General features: G+C 57.8%; 16 protein-coding genes. 4 read left to right on the forward strand and 12 right to left on the reverse strand.

Annotated features, from left to right (window positions below):
* Positions 1-16: 16 nt before the first annotated feature.
* The 6 genes from ABD720_RS00915 to rpsF all read right to left on the reverse strand — a co-directional run bounded on the left by ABD720_RS00915 (position 17) and on the right by rpsF (position 3759).
* On the reverse strand, positions 17-643 hold the full coding sequence (locus ABD720_RS00915; protein WP_344761324.1) for a DUF47 domain-containing protein: 627 nt from the start codon (positions 641-643) through the stop codon (positions 17-19).
* A gap of 40 nt (positions 644-683) precedes the next feature.
* Complete coding sequence (locus ABD720_RS00920; RefSeq protein ID WP_344761325.1) at positions 684-2123, reverse strand: replicative DNA helicase; 1440 nt, start codon at positions 2121-2123, stop codon at positions 684-686.
* Between the two features lie 164 nt (positions 2124-2287).
* A complete protein-coding gene (gene rplI, locus ABD720_RS00925) occupies positions 2288-2740 on the reverse strand; it encodes a 50S ribosomal protein L9 (RefSeq protein ID WP_344761326.1) in 453 nt (150 codons plus the stop codon).
* Between the two features lie 37 nt (positions 2741-2777).
* Positions 2778-3068, reverse strand: a complete 291-nt coding sequence (gene rpsR / locus ABD720_RS00930) for a 30S ribosomal protein S18 (RefSeq protein WP_009667708.1) — start codon at positions 3066-3068, stop codon at positions 2778-2780.
* Positions 3055-3375 (reverse strand): primosomal replication protein N, encoded by a 321-nt coding sequence (gene priB / locus ABD720_RS00935; RefSeq protein WP_344761327.1) that lies wholly within the window; start codon positions 3373-3375, stop codon positions 3055-3057. The genes rpsR and priB overlap by 14 nt, the downstream gene beginning before the upstream one ends.
* A 15-nt stretch (positions 3376-3390) precedes the next feature.
* The gene (gene rpsF / locus ABD720_RS00940) at positions 3391-3759 is read right to left on the reverse strand and encodes a 30S ribosomal protein S6 (RefSeq protein ID WP_344761328.1); all 369 of its coding nucleotides are present in this window, start codon (positions 3757-3759) and stop codon (positions 3391-3393) included.
* Positions 3760-3979: 220 nt separating this feature from the next.
* On the opposite strand from rpsF, the gene lexA reads away from it, so the two are divergent.
* Positions 3980-4630, forward strand: coding sequence for a transcriptional repressor LexA (lexA, locus tag ABD720_RS00945; protein WP_344761329.1), 651 nt, complete (start codon positions 3980-3982; stop codon positions 4628-4630).
* Between the two features lie 23 nt (positions 4631-4653).
* Here lexA and ABD720_RS00950 read toward each other — a convergent pair whose 3' ends face one another.
* Positions 4654-5418, reverse strand: a complete 765-nt coding sequence (locus ABD720_RS00950; protein WP_344761330.1) for an RNA methyltransferase — start codon at positions 5416-5418, stop codon at positions 4654-4656.
* Between the two features lie 117 nt (positions 5419-5535).
* Here ABD720_RS00950 and ABD720_RS00955 point away from each other — a divergent pair, with 117 nt between their 5' ends.
* The 3 genes from ABD720_RS00955 (at position 5536) to ABD720_RS00965 (ending at position 11248) form a co-directional block, all read left to right on the forward strand.
* Positions 5536-6333, forward strand: coding sequence for an inositol monophosphatase family protein (locus ABD720_RS00955; protein ID WP_344761331.1), 798 nt, complete (start codon positions 5536-5538; stop codon positions 6331-6333).
* 229 nt (positions 6334-6562) lie between these two features.
* Positions 6563-7903, forward strand: a complete 1341-nt coding sequence (locus ABD720_RS00960) for a DEAD/DEAH box helicase (protein ID WP_344761332.1) — start codon at positions 6563-6565, stop codon at positions 7901-7903.
* Positions 7904-8176: 273 nt separating this feature from the next.
* Complete coding sequence (locus ABD720_RS00965) at positions 8177-11248, forward strand: PAS domain S-box protein (RefSeq protein WP_344761333.1); 3072 nt, start codon at positions 8177-8179, stop codon at positions 11246-11248.
* Here ABD720_RS00965 and ABD720_RS00970 read toward each other — a convergent pair.
* Genes ABD720_RS00970 through ABD720_RS00990 form a run of 5 tightly spaced genes read right to left on the reverse strand, consistent with a single transcriptional unit; the run spans position 11233 to position 15463 of the window.
* The gene (locus ABD720_RS00970; RefSeq protein WP_344761334.1) at positions 11233-12153 is read right to left on the reverse strand and encodes a radical SAM protein; all 921 of its coding nucleotides are present in this window, start codon (positions 12151-12153) and stop codon (positions 11233-11235) included. The two genes, ABD720_RS00965 and ABD720_RS00970, sit on opposite strands and share 16 nt — an antisense overlap.
* Before the next feature lie 28 nt (positions 12154-12181).
* Positions 12182-13054: a hypothetical protein gene (locus ABD720_RS00975; protein WP_344761335.1), complete on the reverse strand. Its 873-nt coding sequence runs from the start codon at positions 13052-13054 to the stop codon at positions 12182-12184.
* On the reverse strand, positions 13051-14067 hold the full coding sequence (locus tag ABD720_RS00980; protein WP_344761336.1) for a methyltransferase: 1017 nt from the start codon (positions 14065-14067) through the stop codon (positions 13051-13053). The genes ABD720_RS00975 and ABD720_RS00980 overlap by 4 nt, the downstream gene beginning before the upstream one ends.
* Complete coding sequence (locus ABD720_RS00985) at positions 14064-14654, reverse strand: nucleoside/nucleotide kinase family protein (protein ID WP_344761337.1); 591 nt, start codon at positions 14652-14654, stop codon at positions 14064-14066. The genes ABD720_RS00980 and ABD720_RS00985 overlap by 4 nt, the downstream gene beginning before the upstream one ends.
* Complete coding sequence (locus tag ABD720_RS00990; protein ID WP_344761338.1) at positions 14630-15463, reverse strand: efflux RND transporter periplasmic adaptor subunit; 834 nt, start codon at positions 15461-15463, stop codon at positions 14630-14632. Before ABD720_RS00990 ends, ABD720_RS00985 begins: the two co-directional genes overlap by 25 nt.
* Positions 15464-15485 lie beyond the last annotated feature (22 nt).

Raw genomic sequence — 15485 nt, forward strand, 5'->3', positions numbered from 1 at the left:
CGAGCACTGGCGCAGGTCAGGCGTTTTCGACAATGATGCCTTCGATGATATTGGCAACGTCCTCGCAGCGATCAGTGACCGTTTCCAGTATTTCGTATATCGCTTTCAGCTTGATCAGGTTGCGCACATCCGGCTCATCCCGAAACAGCTTCGACATCGCCGCACGCATGACGTGGTCAGCATCGGACTCAAGGCGATCAATCTCGGTACACAAGGTCAGGATCTCGCGCGAATTGTCCATGTTATGCAGCAGTCCGACCGCCGCCTGGACTTTTTCGGCGCACATCAGGCACAGCTCGGCCAGACGTTTGGCTTCCGGCGTGATGGCCTTGATGTCGTACAGCGAAATCGTTTGTGCAGCGTCTTCTAGCAGATCGAGAATGTCATCCATGCGCACAATCAGCTTGTGAATATCGTCGCGATCGAGCGGCGTGATGAAGGTCTTGTGCAACATCTCGATCGTGTTGTGAGTAACCTTGTCGGCTTCCTTTTCGATCCCCTCGATGGCATGCACGCGCATTTCGAGGTCGTCGAAGTTGGTCATCAATGCGACCATTTCCTTCGCACCCTTGACGCATAAATCGGCATGCTGGTTGAACAATTCGAAAAATTTTCCCTCTGTGGGCATCAGTCGTCCGAACATGGTGTCTCTCTCAATTTTCTTGGGGGGGTAAAGAAGGGTTTTAGTCGCCGCCGTACAGGGGCGCGTTACCCGTATAGTTATCGAACTTGGTGTATTGCCCCATGAAGGTCAGGCGGATGCTGCCGATGGGTCCGTTACGCTGTTTGCCGATAATGATTTCGGCAGTGCCCTTATCGGGAGAATCGGGGTTGTAGACTTCGTCGCGGTAGATGAACAGGATCACGTCGGCATCCTGCTCGATTGCGCCCGATTCGCGCAAGTCGGACATCACCGGACGCTTGTTGGGACGTTGTTCGAGCGAGCGATTGAGCTGCGACAAGGCGATCACCGGACAATTCAATTCCTTGGCCAGCCCTTTCAGATTCCGAGAAATTTCGGAAATTTCGGTCGCGCGATTTTCGCCGGCGCCGTTTCCAGACATCAGTTGCAAGTAGTCGATGATGATCAGGCCGAGCTTGCCGCACTGGCGCGACAGACGCCGGGAGCGGGCCCGCAATTCGATCGAATTGAGCGCCGGCGTTTCATCGATATACAGCTGGGCATCGTTCATTTTCTGGATCGCATGGGTCAGGCGTGGCCAGTCTTCGTCGGCCAGCTTGCCGGTGCGCAGCCGATGTTGATCCAGCCGCCCGACCGAACCCAGCATCCGCATGGCCAGCTGGGTACCACCCATCTCCATGGAAAACACCGCGACCGGCAAACCCGTATCGATCGCGACGTTCTCGCCGATGTTGATCGAGAACGCGGTCTTTCCCATCGATGGCCGTCCGGCCACGATGATCAGGTCGCCGGGTTGCAGGCCGGACGTCATCTTGTCGAGATCGGCAAAACCGGTGGGCACTCCGGTGATGTCGCTTTGATTGTCGCGGTTGTAGAGTTCATCGATCCGTTCGACGACTTGCGTCAGCAGTGGCTGGATTTCCTGAAAACCCTGGGCGCCACGCGAGCCCTCTTCCGCGATTGCAAAGATCTTCGATTCGGCTTCATCAAGCATCTGCTTGACTTCCTTGCCCTGCGGATTGAATGCCTGGCCCGAGATTTCATCGGCCACGGTAATCAGTTTGCGCAGCACGCCACGGTCACGCACGATTTCGGCATAGCGCCGGATATTTGCGGCCGACGGCGTGTTCTGGGCCAGTGCATTCAGGTAGGACAGACCACCGACCTCCTCGCCTTTGCCGGTGCTGGTCAGGGACTCGAACACCGTGATCACGTCGGCTGGTTTGGAGCCGTTAATCAATTTGACGATGTGCTGGAAAATCAGGCGATGGTCGTAGCGATAGAAGTCATCCTGGTGGACGAAATCGGCAATACGATCCCAGGCGGCGTTATCGAGCAGCAAACCGCCAAGGACGGATTGCTCGGCTTCGATCGAATGCGGGGGCACGCGCAGCGCATCTACCTGATCGTCCGGGCGCGAGTCGGAGCGGGAATCGAAGCGGGAGTCAGAGCGTGAATCGGGTCGGTCGCGTTTGTTCATGGCGCGAATTATACCTGCTGAACCCGACTGATTTGGGCTGCATCACAGCAATTTTAGTATCGCAACAATGCGTTTTTCATGCATCGCCCGCACACAGGACAAGGTCGCGCCGGACGTAAAAAAGCCGGACGAATCCGGCTTTTTCAGAACAGGCAGGCTAAGACTTAAGCGTGCTGACCCAGTACGGCAACAGTGACTTCAACAACCACGTCGGTATGCAGGGCAACCGATACGGGATGATCACCAGTCGTCTTCAACGGACCTTGTGGCAAGCGGACTTGCGCTTTCTCAACCGCGAAGCCTTGCTTGCTCAATGCGTCAGCGATATCGGCATTGGTGACTGAACCGAACAGGCGGCCGTCGACGCCTGATTTCTGCGTGATCTGAACGGTCATGCCGGCCAGCTTCTCGCCTTGCGCCTGGCAAGCAACCAGCTTCTCTTCAGCGATCTTTTCCAGTTCTGCGCGCTTGACTTCGAACTCGGCAACAGCGCTGGTCGTAGCACGACGTGCCATGCGTTGCGGGATCAGGAAGTTACGTGCGTAACCGTCCTTGACCTTGACGACTTCGCCAAGATTGCCAAGGTTAATGACTTTTTCTAACAAAATGATTTGCATGTTTTTCTCCGAATTGAGTAATTGAAGTTGACGTCAATTACGCGTGGTGCAGATCGGTGTACGGCAGCAGCGCGAGGAAACGAGCGCGCTTGATTGCCGTGTCGACCTGGCGTTGATAGTGAGCGCGGGTACCGGTCAGGCGGGCTGGCATGATCTTGCCGTTTTCCTGAACGAAATCCTTCAGCGTATCGACGTCTTTGTAGTCGACTTGTTCAACGTGTGCTGCGGTGAAGCGGCAGAACTTCTTGCGCTTGAACAATGGATTCTGTTGCTTGCGTTTTTCTTTGAGCTTGAGCTTGTTCTTGTCGAATTTTTTACCGAATGCCATTTGAGGCTCCTGTATCTAGGGTGGGTTCGAAATCAATGATGTGAAACACGAGACTTCTGCTATTGCGGTTCTTGCGTGCCAGGAAACCGGTGAACTGAAACGCCTGACCCAATTGGGCCTGATTGAATCGACCTGAAATTTCACCTGCTGCTATGGCAGAAATTTCAAACTCGACCAGCCGTTCGACGCGTGCTTCGGTTTGTTGCGACGTGTGCTGCAATTTCGCGGACACGATCGGGATGCCTGCCGGTGTGTAGCGCATGATTTCACGCTCGGCAATGCTGCCAACAAACTGAAGCTGATTCACTCTTCCTGGTAACAATTACGCTGCAGGTGCCTCGGAACGATGGCTCTTGGCCGCATCTTCCTTTTGCACTGCCTTCATCATTGGCGAAGGCGTGGTTTCCGCTTTCTTCAACTTGACGGTCAGGTGACGCAGGACTGCATCATTGAATTTGAAACCGGTTTCGATTTCGACGAGGGTCTCGTTGTCGCATTCGATGTTCATGCAAACATAGTGTGCCTTGGCGAGCTTCTGGATCAGGTAAGCCATCTGACGACGACCCCAATCTTCCACACGGTGGACAACACCGCTATGGGCCGCAACGATGGCCTTGTAGCGTTCGATCATCGCGGGCACTTGCTCGCTTTGATCCGGATGGACGATAAATACTATTTCATAATGACGCATGCAATCTCCTGTTGGACGGATTGAAAAAATCGCCCACCTCGGCGTCAAGACGAGTGTGGGAAGAGGAAAGTCGGCAAGAGTAACCGCAAACCTGACAAAACTCAACGTCTACAGACACTTATCGCCGAAAAGACCTGGTTTTCATTGATAAATCTCCTTGCGTTCGAGGTCGCACTGTATAAAACTACAGGCTGTTCACCTAAACAGCAAAGCCACCTCCATGATCAAGCTCACCGCGCGCCAGGAACAAATCCTTGGTCTCATCAAGGATGCAATCGACAACACGGGCTTTCCGCCGACAAGGGCCGAAATCGCCAAAGAACTGGGCTTTCGTTCCGCCAATGCGGCCGAAGAGCATTTGCAGGCTCTGGCCCGCAAAGGTGCCATCGAAATTTCACCCGGCACGTCACGCGGCATTCGGCTGCTGAAGAACGATACCGAACGCGCGCCACGCCAGTTGGTCTTGCCGCACCCTGCCCTGCTCCAGCTCAGCCTGCCGCTGATCGGTCGGGTCGCTGCCGGCTCCCCTATCCTCGCGCAGGAGCACGTCGAAGCCACCTACCAGGTAGACCCGGCCCTGTTCTCGGCAAAGCCCGACTACTTACTGAAGGTGCGTGGGATGTCGATGCGCGACGCTGGCATTTTTGATGGCGACCTGATTGCCGTCAAAAAATCCGACAGCGCGCGCAATGGCCAGATCGTGGTTGCGCGACTGGGTGACGATGTCACCGTCAAGCGGTATCGCAAAACCGATACGATGATCGAACTGCTTCCCGAAAACCCCGACTTCCAACCTATTCGGGTGGACCCGGAGCGCGATGAATTTTCGCTGGAAGGACTGGCGGTGGGATTGCTGCGATCGTGGAACTGATTTGACAGTCGATCACGACCACATCATTTTTTAACCGGCAGCGAGGACAAAATCTTTTTGGCGATGCCGCGCAGGATATTGACCTCCTCGACTTCCAGACCAGTCCGTGAAAACATCCGCTTCAACCGCGGCATCAGTTTTTTCGGGCTGTCCGGATTCAGGAAATCAATTGCCACCAGCGCTTCTTCCAGATGCTGGTACATCCCGTCGACCTGGATCAAACTTGCCGCATCACCGTGAAAGCCGACCGGGCTATCGATGTGGCCATCGCCCAAAGCGGCCACCCGGCATTCGTAAGCCAGCACCTGCACGGCCTGTCCCAGATTCAGTGATGAATACGCCGGATTGGCGGGGATGTTAATCAGCACATTGCACTTTTCGACGATCTCATTGGGCAGGCCGAAGCGTTCGTTACCAAACACAAGAGCAGCTTTCAAGCTCACGTTGCCGGCCAGTTCGGCAGCCAGTTCGCGCGGTGCCGTTACGGGCGGCGAGAACTCCCGCAATCTGGCGCTGACCGCTGCCGCAAAATTGCAATCCATCAGCGCTTCCTCGATCGAGCCAACGATCCGGGCACCGGACAATACATCCTGCGCGCCACTGGCAAAGGCAACCGCTTCCTCCTGGCTGGCAGCATCCGGAAACCGTGGATTGACCAGCACCAGATCGGAAAATCCCATGGTTTTCATGGCACGCGCCGCGGCGCCAATATTGCCTGGTCGGCTGGTTTCCACCAGCACGAATCGCAGGCGGGTAAAAAGAGACGTGTCGAATTGGTCTGGGTTCATTTAAAATGGCGCCATTGCGCGGCACGTTGGAGGATTAAACGATGTCGCATCGCTCATTAATTTCAATTTAGGTGGCCCGTCCGATTGCGACGGCGCCGCCATTTTAACGGAACCGCTATGAATCCCATGCTCAACACAGCGATCAAGGCTGCGCGTCGCGCCGCCGCGATCATCAACCGTGCTTCATTCGACATCGACAAGGTCAAGTATGTCGAGAAGTCACCGAATGACTTCGTGACCGATGTCGACCAGGCTGCCGAGCAGGCGATCATAGAGATTCTGACCAACGCCTATCCGACCCATGCCATCCTCGCCGAAGAATCCGGCGCATCGGAGAACCTGCACGACGACAACGAGAATGTCTGGATCATCGATCCGCTCGATGGCACCACGAACTTCATCCACGGCTTTCCGCAGTACTGCGTGTCGATCGCATTGCAGCAGCGCGGCATCATCACCCAGGCCGTCATTTACGACCCGACCCGCAACGACTTGTTTACCGCATCGAAAGGTGCTGGCGCGTTCCTCAACGACAAGCGTTTGCGCGTCACCAAACGTGATCGCATGCAAGACTCGCTGATCGGCACCGGCTTCCCGTTCCGTAACATGCAAGGCCTGGAAGAATATATCGACATGTTCCGGATCATGACGCAAAAATGCGCCGGCCTGCGTCGTCCGGGCGCTGCCGCACTGGATCTGGCGTATGTCGCTGCTGGTCGTCTGGATGGCTTTTTTGAAAAAGGCCTGAAGCCGTGGGACATGGCTGCAGGATCGCTGATGGTGACCGAAGCGGGCGGCATCGTCGGCACGTTTGCCGGCGAATCGGACTATCTGTACAAGGACGAAGTCATTGCGGGCACCCCAAAAATCTTTGCCCAGATGGTCGCCGCGCTGTCACCGTTCGCAAAGAAGTAAGTCTTCAGGGGCACGTGGTCGTGCCCTTCCCACGCTCGCCATCCGGATGTGCAATCCGGGGCGCGCCACGCCGGTTTATCCCTTCCCTGCAAGCAAGCGCTGCTATACTTCGCCTACGCGGCAAATCGTCCAGTCACCTTGCCGCTGTCTACTGACCTCAGCATCCTAATCCGTTTGCCTGCGACTGGCGCCCATCATGGCGACAGGCCAATATTTCTATAAAGTCCCTATGTCATTTGCTCAACTCGGCTTGTCTGCCGATATCGTGCGCGCCGTCACCGAACACGGCTACACCGTCCCTACCCCGATTCAGGCACAGGCGATTCCTGCCGTCCTGCTGGGTGGCGATTTGCTGGCGGGTGCACAGACCGGTACAGGAAAAACCGCCGGCTTCACGCTGCCGATCCTGCATCGCCTGTCCACCGGCGCCGCTGCACCAACCACCAATACCGCAACCCGCCCGATCCGCGCACTGATCCTGACCCCGACACGCGAACTCGCTGCGCAGGTTGAAGAAAGTGTCCGTACCTACGGCAAATATCTGAAACTGACCTCGGCCGTGATCTTCGGTGGCGTCGGTATCAATCCGCAAATCAAGCTGTTGAAGCACGGCGTCGATATCCTGGTAGCGACCCCTGGCCGTCTGCTCGATCACATGCAGCAAGGCACCGTGAATCTGTCGCAGGTCGAGATCCTGATCCTCGACGAAGCCGACCGCATGCTGGACATGGGCTTCATCAAGGACATCAAGAAAATCCTGGCCGTACTGCCCAAGAAACGCCAGAACCTGCTGTTCTCGGCCACCTTCTCGGAAGAGATCAAGACTCTCGCCGATGGCCTGCTCAACGCACCTGCGATGATCGAAGTGGCTCGCCGCAATTCGACCGTCGAAATCATCGCCCAGAAAATTTATCCGGTCGATCGTGACAAAAAGCATCCATTGCTTGCGCACCTGATCAAGACCAACAACTGGCCGCAAGTACTGGTCTTCACACGCACCAAGCATGGTGCCAACAAGCTTGTCGAGCAACTTGAAAAAGACGGCATCAGCGGCATGGCGATCCACGGCAACAAGAGCCAGTCTGCCCGCACCAAGGCACTGGCCGAGTTCAAGGATGGCAAGCTGCAAGTGCTGGTCGCCACCGACATCGCCGCCCGCGGTATCGACATCGATCAATTGCCACACGTGGTCAACTACGACCTGCCCAACATCCCGGAAGATTATGTCCATCGCATCGGCCGTACCGGTCGCGCCGGCGCGACCGGTGAAGCGGTCTCGCTGGTTTGCGTCGACGAGCACGAAATGCTGCGTGACATCGAAAAGCTGATCAAGCGTGAATTGCCAAAAGAAATCGTGCCGGGCTTCGAACCCGACCCGCATGCCCGCGCCCAGCCGATCCAGCTGCGCAGTGGCGGTGGCGGTGGCGGCCGTGGTCAGCCGCAAGGACGTACGGCGGTCGTCAAGACCCGTGTTTCGCCAACCGCCAAGCCACAAGGCGGCGGTCCGTCGAAGAGCTTTGGTGGCGTCAAGTCATCGGCCCCACGCCGCTCCGGTGGCCGCGGCCGTTGATTCAGTGACATCACAGGCGCTGCAACCGACTGCGGTTGCAGCGCCGGCAGGAACCATGAGCGGGAGATCCCGCTCTTTTCACATGGATCGTCGGCATTCCTGTTGCGGGCAACTGCTTACATTTGCCTGCTGCGGTGAGCGGCACGATCGGATACCATCCGATTTTTACGTATTCACACCTTACACTCCCTTGATTTCGTCGACCAATATCTCTGCATTGTCGAACCGGCAATTACGTCAGAGGCTTTCTGCCCGCACCCCGGAGACCAACCCATGATCGCCCATCCAGGTCGCTTTTCCCGCCTGCTGGCCCGCGCGCATTTCCTGATTTTGCTGCCTAGCCTGGGCGTGCTGATGGCGACGCTGCTGTGGACGGTCATTTATTTTCAACTGGTCGATACCCGAGTGGCAGTTCTCGATGCCGCAACCACCAAAGCCGAAACACTCAGTCGTGACTATGCGGACCGCAGCGCCCGCCTGCTTCGACAAGTCGACCAGGCTACGCAATTCGTTAAATTTGCCTTCGAACAGCAGCAGCAGGCGTTTTACCTCGATGAATTGCTGCGCCGAAAAGGTGTGCTGCCACCCGAGCTATCGCTGGGTGTGACTATCTCCGACAGCAACGGAAATGGCATCGCCGGCGTACGCTCACGCAGCCTGGACAACATTGCCGATCGCGACTACTTCCGACGCCATGTAACTCAGGACAACGGCGAACTGTTCATCAGCAAGCCGCTGCTGGAGCCCAACTCAACGCAATGGTCGATCATCGTGAGCCGGCGGCTCAACCGCGCCGACGGCAGCTTTGCCGGTGTGGTGGCGATTGCGTTGAAACAGGCCGCGCTGACGCAATTGTCGTCCGGACAAATCGGTGCAACCACCTTTGTCGGACTGCTAGGCACCGATGGAACATTTCGCGCCAATCGTATTGGCAGCACCGACTACAGGGGTGAAGATGGCGGTTTTTCAGCATGGGTCAAACCTGGCCCGGACAGCACTGCGGTGACTGTCCTCCGCGACAACCCGCGTGACCACCTGAGTCGTATTTTCAGCTTTCAGAAACTGGATGACTTCCCGCTGCAGGCGGTCGTCGGCATCGATGAACAGGCCGCGCTGGCGGCGTACTACCGCCAGCGCAATCAGTATGTCTGGTCCGGTCTCGCCGGCACCGCAGCAATCCTGTTCATCCTCGCTATCCTGATGCTGCAAGGCGCACGCCTGCGCAAGAGCGAGCAAATTGCGCTCGCTGCACAAGCTGCGTTCAAAGCTGCCGCCGAGGGCAGCCTGGATGCGCTAACGATCCTGCAATGTCACTACGACGCGTATCACCAGATCGTTGATTTCGTGATTACCGAGATCAACGACCGTGGCGCAGATCTGCTCGACAAGGAAAAATTCGAACTCATCGGGACGTCACTGACAGGCATTGTGTCACCGGGATACGGCAGCGGTTTTTTTGAAAAATACCGGCAAGTCGTCAGTAGCGGACAAGTGCTGGAAGAAGAATTCCAGCTGGTGACCTCCGCCGGCAAACATCTCTGGTTGCGCCAGCAAATCGTTCCGATCGCGGATGGTCTGGCGGTCACGACCCGGGATATTTCTGCCCGCAAGGAAGCTGAACTGGAGACCCGCAACAGCCGTAACTTCCTGCAATCACTGATCGACAATTTGCCGCTCATCGTCTATGCCCGCGACCTGCGCAACGGCGCTGGCAAGACCATCGTCTGGAATCAGACGGCTGAAATCATCACCGGTTACACCAGCGACGTCGTGCTCGGCGTATCAGGTCCAACCGACTTGCCAGCGGCGATCAGCGAAATTTTCCAGGGCGTCGAAACGCTGATGCGCGACGATCCGCTGGTCATCAACTTGCCCGATGTCCCGTTTCAAACCCGCAGCGGCGCGATCCACCATTTACGGGTGGTGTCAGTCCCGTTGCTCGATGACGATGGCAAACTCGAATACATCCTCGGCATCGCCGAAGACATTACCGTCAGCCGACGCCAGGAACTGGCCCTGCGCAGCAAGCAGGCCGAACTGGTTGCTGCCAACGATGCCTCGCCGCTAGGCTTGTTCCGCACCGACCAGAACGGCAATTGCACCTACGTTAATCGCACCTACGAAGAGATGTCGGGCCTGTCGGGTGACCAGGCGCTCGGGGCTGGATGGGTACAAGCGATTCATCCCGAGGATCGATTGAAGGTGTTTCAGACCTGGGGCCAGACCAGCGGCGAACATGCGGCGTATCAGGGTGCCTATCGATTCCTGCATGCCACGGGCAAGATCGTTTGGGTCTCGACCAAGACCGCACCAATCGTCGTTGATGGTGTCGTCGAAGGTTACGTTGGCAGCGTCGACGACATCACTGCGCGACGTGAATCCGAACAGGCATTGTCGAAAAGCGAGCAGCGCCTGCGCACCATCACCGACACGCTGCCCGCACTGGTTGCCTTCGTCGATGCCGACCTGCGGTTCCGCTTCAACAACCTCGCGTATGAACGTGCCTTCAACATCAGTCGCGACGACATGAAATACAAGTCCGTGCGCGAATTCGTTGGCGACGCGCAGTACAGCTTCATGGAGCCGTATCTGCAGCGCGCGATGCAAGGCGAAACGGTCACCTTCGAACACGAAGACGACAGCGGTGGCAGCGGTGGCAATAACGGCAACGGCGGCAACGGCGGCAACGGCGGCAACGGCGGCGACGATGACCGCTGGTCCGAAGCGACCTATATTCCCCAATTGGCAGATGATGGCAAGGAAGTGGTCGGCATCCACATGATGATTCACGACATCACGGCAAAAAAACGCGAAGAACGCCGCCTGTTGCAACTGGCGCAGATCGATAGCCTGACCGGCCTGCTTAATCGTGCCGGCTTCGAGAAAAAGCTGGACGACGCGATGGCATTTTCCAAACGGAACGAGAGGCTGATGGCGCTGCTGTACCTCGACATCGACCACTTCAAAAACATCAACGATACCCACGGCCACCCGGTTGGCGATGCCCTGTTGCGGGCTTTTTCGGGACGATTACTGCGTGCATTGCGCGTGGGCGATACCATCGCCCGCCTCGGTGGCGACGAATTTACCGTCATCATGGCGAACCTCACCAACGTTGCCGATGCCGAAAAGATCGCCGGAAAAATCATCGATTCGATGCGTGCCCTGTTCAAGCTCGACGGCGTATCGCTGTCGATCACGGCCAGCATTGGCATCGCCTTTTACAACGGAACAACGATGGACGCCAAAGACCTGATACGCCAGTCCGACGAAATGCTGTATCAGGCCAAAGAGAGCGGACGCAACCAGTATTGCCTGCGCCAGCCGGATCAGCCGACTGTCTGATCCACCGGCAATGGCAATGGCGCCAGCACCTCGGCGTGCCAGCCGAATTTTTTCACGTAAGCGGTATTGAGCCCGAGACATTGCGTCGAGCCACACTTGGCACGATGGACGCATTGATAAAACCCGTTGCGCATGAACTCGGTCCAGAACGCGTCGTCGATATACAGTTCCGGCTGGTCGTTGTAGAGCGCGCCGCGATCACTGCCAAGCAGGCATTCCGGAAAATTCTTGACCTCGACGCCGCGGCCGATCGCCTGTGCCGCATCGATCGCCTGGCGCAGCAGCGGCAAGGCATCGAGGTGCGAGGCGATCAGGTTCTTGTCGTCCTGTTCGCTCATCGGAAAATAAAACCAGAACTCCATTTGCGCCAGCCGCGTCAGATGGCGCAAGCGCTCGACGAGTTGCGGCAGTTGCCGGTAGCTGCGCTCGGTCACGACCGTGTTGGTGATCGTGACCACGTTCGGCGACTGGTCCAGTATCTCCAGCCCGCGCAGTGTCTTGTCGAAGGAGCCCGGCACGGTCGTGATGCCATCATGCGTGGCCGCGTCAGCCCCGGCCACGCTGATGAAAAATTCATTCACGCCCGCATCGATCAGTTCGGCGCAATAGCTTTCGCTGCCAAGTCGCATGCCGTGGGTCTGAATGCGGACCTTGTCGAAGCCGGACAGGCGCGCCATCCGCACCCATTCCGGCAAGTCGCGATGCAGGGTGATTTCGGAGCCGGTCAGGATCAGCCCGCGCCATTTGCGATGCATGCCGTTGTGCGCCAGCAGCGCGTGTAATTGCTCTTCGGTTTGCGGCTTGAGCCGGTCCATCGTGTCTTCGATCATGCAATGGACGCACTTCAGGTTGCACCTGAATTCCATCGTCATCGAAACATATTCTCTGTGATCGAAGCAGCCCATGCCGGCTCCCGGTTAGTTGTTCGACAAATTAAAACACGCCGTAATAGGCGCTCTTGAGTATCCGCAGCACGCCATCTTCCATGCGGTAATCGAAGCCCACGTCATACAGCAAATGGTCGAGCTGCGCGCGCTGCTGGACGATTGTTGCAATCAGTGTCGCCGGATACGCCAGCTTGTGCATAAAAAACAGCAACTGGTCGATCGTGATCCGCGAAAAATACACACCATCATGATGGCGCTTGTTGGCCACCACGATGGTCTGGCATTCGCGCAATTCGGGCCACAACACACTGTCGAGATCGAAGCACGACAAATCCAGATAGGCCGACGAACGCACCTTGTCGACGATCTGCCGGATCTGCGTGCGGGCATCGAAAAAAAAGTAGAAATTCTTCAGCGTCATCGCCTGGCGCGTCACGTCGTAACAGATGCCCGACGACACCGTACTGCCGACATTGCCGATATACAGCTGCAGCGATTCCAATGACTGACGCAGCTCCAGAGCGCCGCGGTCAAGGTCGATGGAAAACATGAAATAGTCACGCGCTTCATTGACCTGCAGCGGCGACGCAATCCAGGGCCGGATCACCTCCAGCAGTCGCGTCACCGAGCGCGTGCGTTGCTGCCGATCGTAGTCATAAAAGTAGAGTTCCCAGCTGATCCGCCCCGCCGAAAACTTGATACCCCAGACCGTACGCGACGGTCCGAACGCCTGCCGGATCGCATCGACCATATCGAAAGCCGGGGCAGTCAGTCCTGCGTGCACGAAGCTGTCGCGTAGCAGGTTGACCGAGCGCCATTTGCCGATGGCTGAAGCCACCGGTGTGTAATCCCACAGGCAGTAATCCACATGCCGATCGTCCGTGGTGGTCAGCTCGGGAATGAAGGCAGGCGTACTCATGCGCGCTTGACCGCAGTAATCAGAATGAAGGGCATATCCAGCTGCACTTGCCGCACCGTGATGTCGTCGAACTCGAGCGACTGCAACTGGGCGCAATACGCCTGCGGTGCACGGTACGAACGAAAGAACAGCATCAACGGCAACTGCCCGTAACCGAGCTGGCCGGCATCGATCTGCAACTGGCCTCGCTCGAAAATCATCAGCGTGCCGCCCGGGGTCAGCGCCGCATGCGCCCTACGCAGGAAGGTGGCCATCTCGGCATCCGGCCAATCGTGCAGCATCGACTTGAACGTCACCAGATCATGCCCGGCGGGCAGCGCCACGGGCTCTATCGGTGCCTTGACGAAGCTGATCCGTGCGGCCTCCGGCGCGCTGGCCAGATGAGCGCGGCCGATGTCGCAGACCAGCGGCAGATCGAACACGGTCGCCTGCAAACCGGGATGCGCACGGCAGGCCCGCAACGCAAACTCACCGCTGTTGCCGCCAACATCCAGCATGCGCCGATACCCCGAAAAGTCATGTTCGGACAGGCAAGCCTGCGCTTCATACTTGGTCAGCGCCGTGGTCAGACGCATCCAGCGTGCCGTCTGTGCCAGATTGTCCGGCGTCGCCTCGAAACAGCGCTGGTACGAAAACAAGTTGAACAACCGTGCCTGTTCCTTAAACTGCTGCGGCGCCATCAGCAAGGCCGTGAACAGATGCAGGAAGTCCGGCGCCACCAGATTGGCAAATTGCAGTTTGGCTTCCAGCAAATCCCGATATGCCAACGCCGCCATAAAGTCCGCACTCAGGCGCAAGTCGTCGCCATCCAGTACACGATGCGCGCGCAACATGCCCAGCAGCAGATCCAGTCCGGCAGCATCGATCTGCACATCTGCCTGCACTGCCGCCAGATCAGAAGGAGCCTCCAGCATCCGGTCGATCAGCCCGATTTCAAAGGCACTGGCCAGCGCACGGGCACCGACCATGTCTCCCAGATAGGCATCGATGCAAAGATAGTCGCGCGTCGTCATGGTGTTTTTCCGAGGAACGCCAGCACTTGCCGTACCAGCTCGGCAGGCTCGGCGCGACCATCGAGGATCAGGTCGGCACGCGGTCGCACCACCCGCAACTGCTCGGCCAGCACGGCATGGATGGTGTCGATGTAATGCGCCAGATAGTCATTGAGCCAGGCCAGCGTCCGGGCAGGATGTTGCGCACCGGCAGACGCCGTGATGTCGCGCAGTCGCCTCGCCAGTGCCAGGTCAGGCGGTACATCGATCCAGATCAGTACATCGATTTGACTCGCGGTGGCTGACCAGGCGCGTCCGAGCGGCATTTCGAAAATCAGTTCCGGGGTCGTGGCCAGCGTGCGCAAACGGGTTAGTTCAGCAGCCAGTCCCGGCGCATCCAGTTGATCAATATCCGCACCAGCAGCCAGCCATGCCGCGAGTTGTTCAACCGATTGCCGTGTCGCGGTTTCATAATCATCAAAGTGCAGCATCGCGCTGCCCAGCGCACGCGTTAAGCCCTCGGCCAGCGCCGATTTTCCACCGCCGATCGGCGCCGCAATTGCGATGACGCGCGTCGCTACCACTAGCCGACGAACTTGACGTTGCAACGTATGCCGGCCGGTATTTTGTTACCGGGGTTGCGTAATTCCAGCCGTATGCCAAAGGTGCCGCTGGCCGCATCGATCACGCGATCCACCACCGTCACTTTGGCGTTGTAGCTGCCGCTCATCATCGGGTCCAGACGTACCTGGCCGGTCATGCCGAGCCGGATCGCGCCGAACATCTCGACCGGTGCGATCACTTCGACATACAGCGGATCGATCTGCACCAGTTTGAGGATTTTTTCCTGCGCGATATGGTCGCCCGGTGCCAGATAGCGTTCGACCACCACGCCATTGATCGGGCTGGTGATGGTGCGCAGGGCGAGCACTTCCTGCTGTTGCTTGCGCTCCAGTCCGGCCAGCCGGGTTTGCGTTTCCAGTTCATCCTTGTCGCTGGCCGAGATCAGGTCTTTTTTGAACAGCTCTTCATTGCGCGTGACCTTGCGCTGGCCATAGGCTTCCTGCGCCTGGCGCAAGGTCACGGTGGCGGCTTCCACCGAGGAATTCAAACGCGCCACGACTTGTCCACGGCGCACATCGGCACCGCGATCCACCAGTACCTGCGCCAGCGTGCCTTCGACCGGACTGCCGACATTGGCCACCAGCGACGGCTCCAGCAGGCACTCCATGTCTTCGCCAAATTTTTTGGTGCGATTGCCGCTTTGGGCCGCGACTGGTTTTGTGGCGGGCCGGACGGCACCTGCCGGCGCCAGGTTCGGCAATGGCGCAGGTTGCGGCGGCACAAAAGCGGGTTTGTCGGCGGCTGTCGCGGTCAGGCTGATCAGTAGTAGCACAGCGCAGTAGCGGGTTTTCATGGTGTTCCTTTTGGTGACCTGG

The organism is Actimicrobium antarcticum, from assembly GCF_039536745.1.
GTDB classification, from domain to species: Bacteria; Pseudomonadota; Gammaproteobacteria; order Burkholderiales; family Burkholderiaceae_D; genus Actimicrobium; species Actimicrobium antarcticum.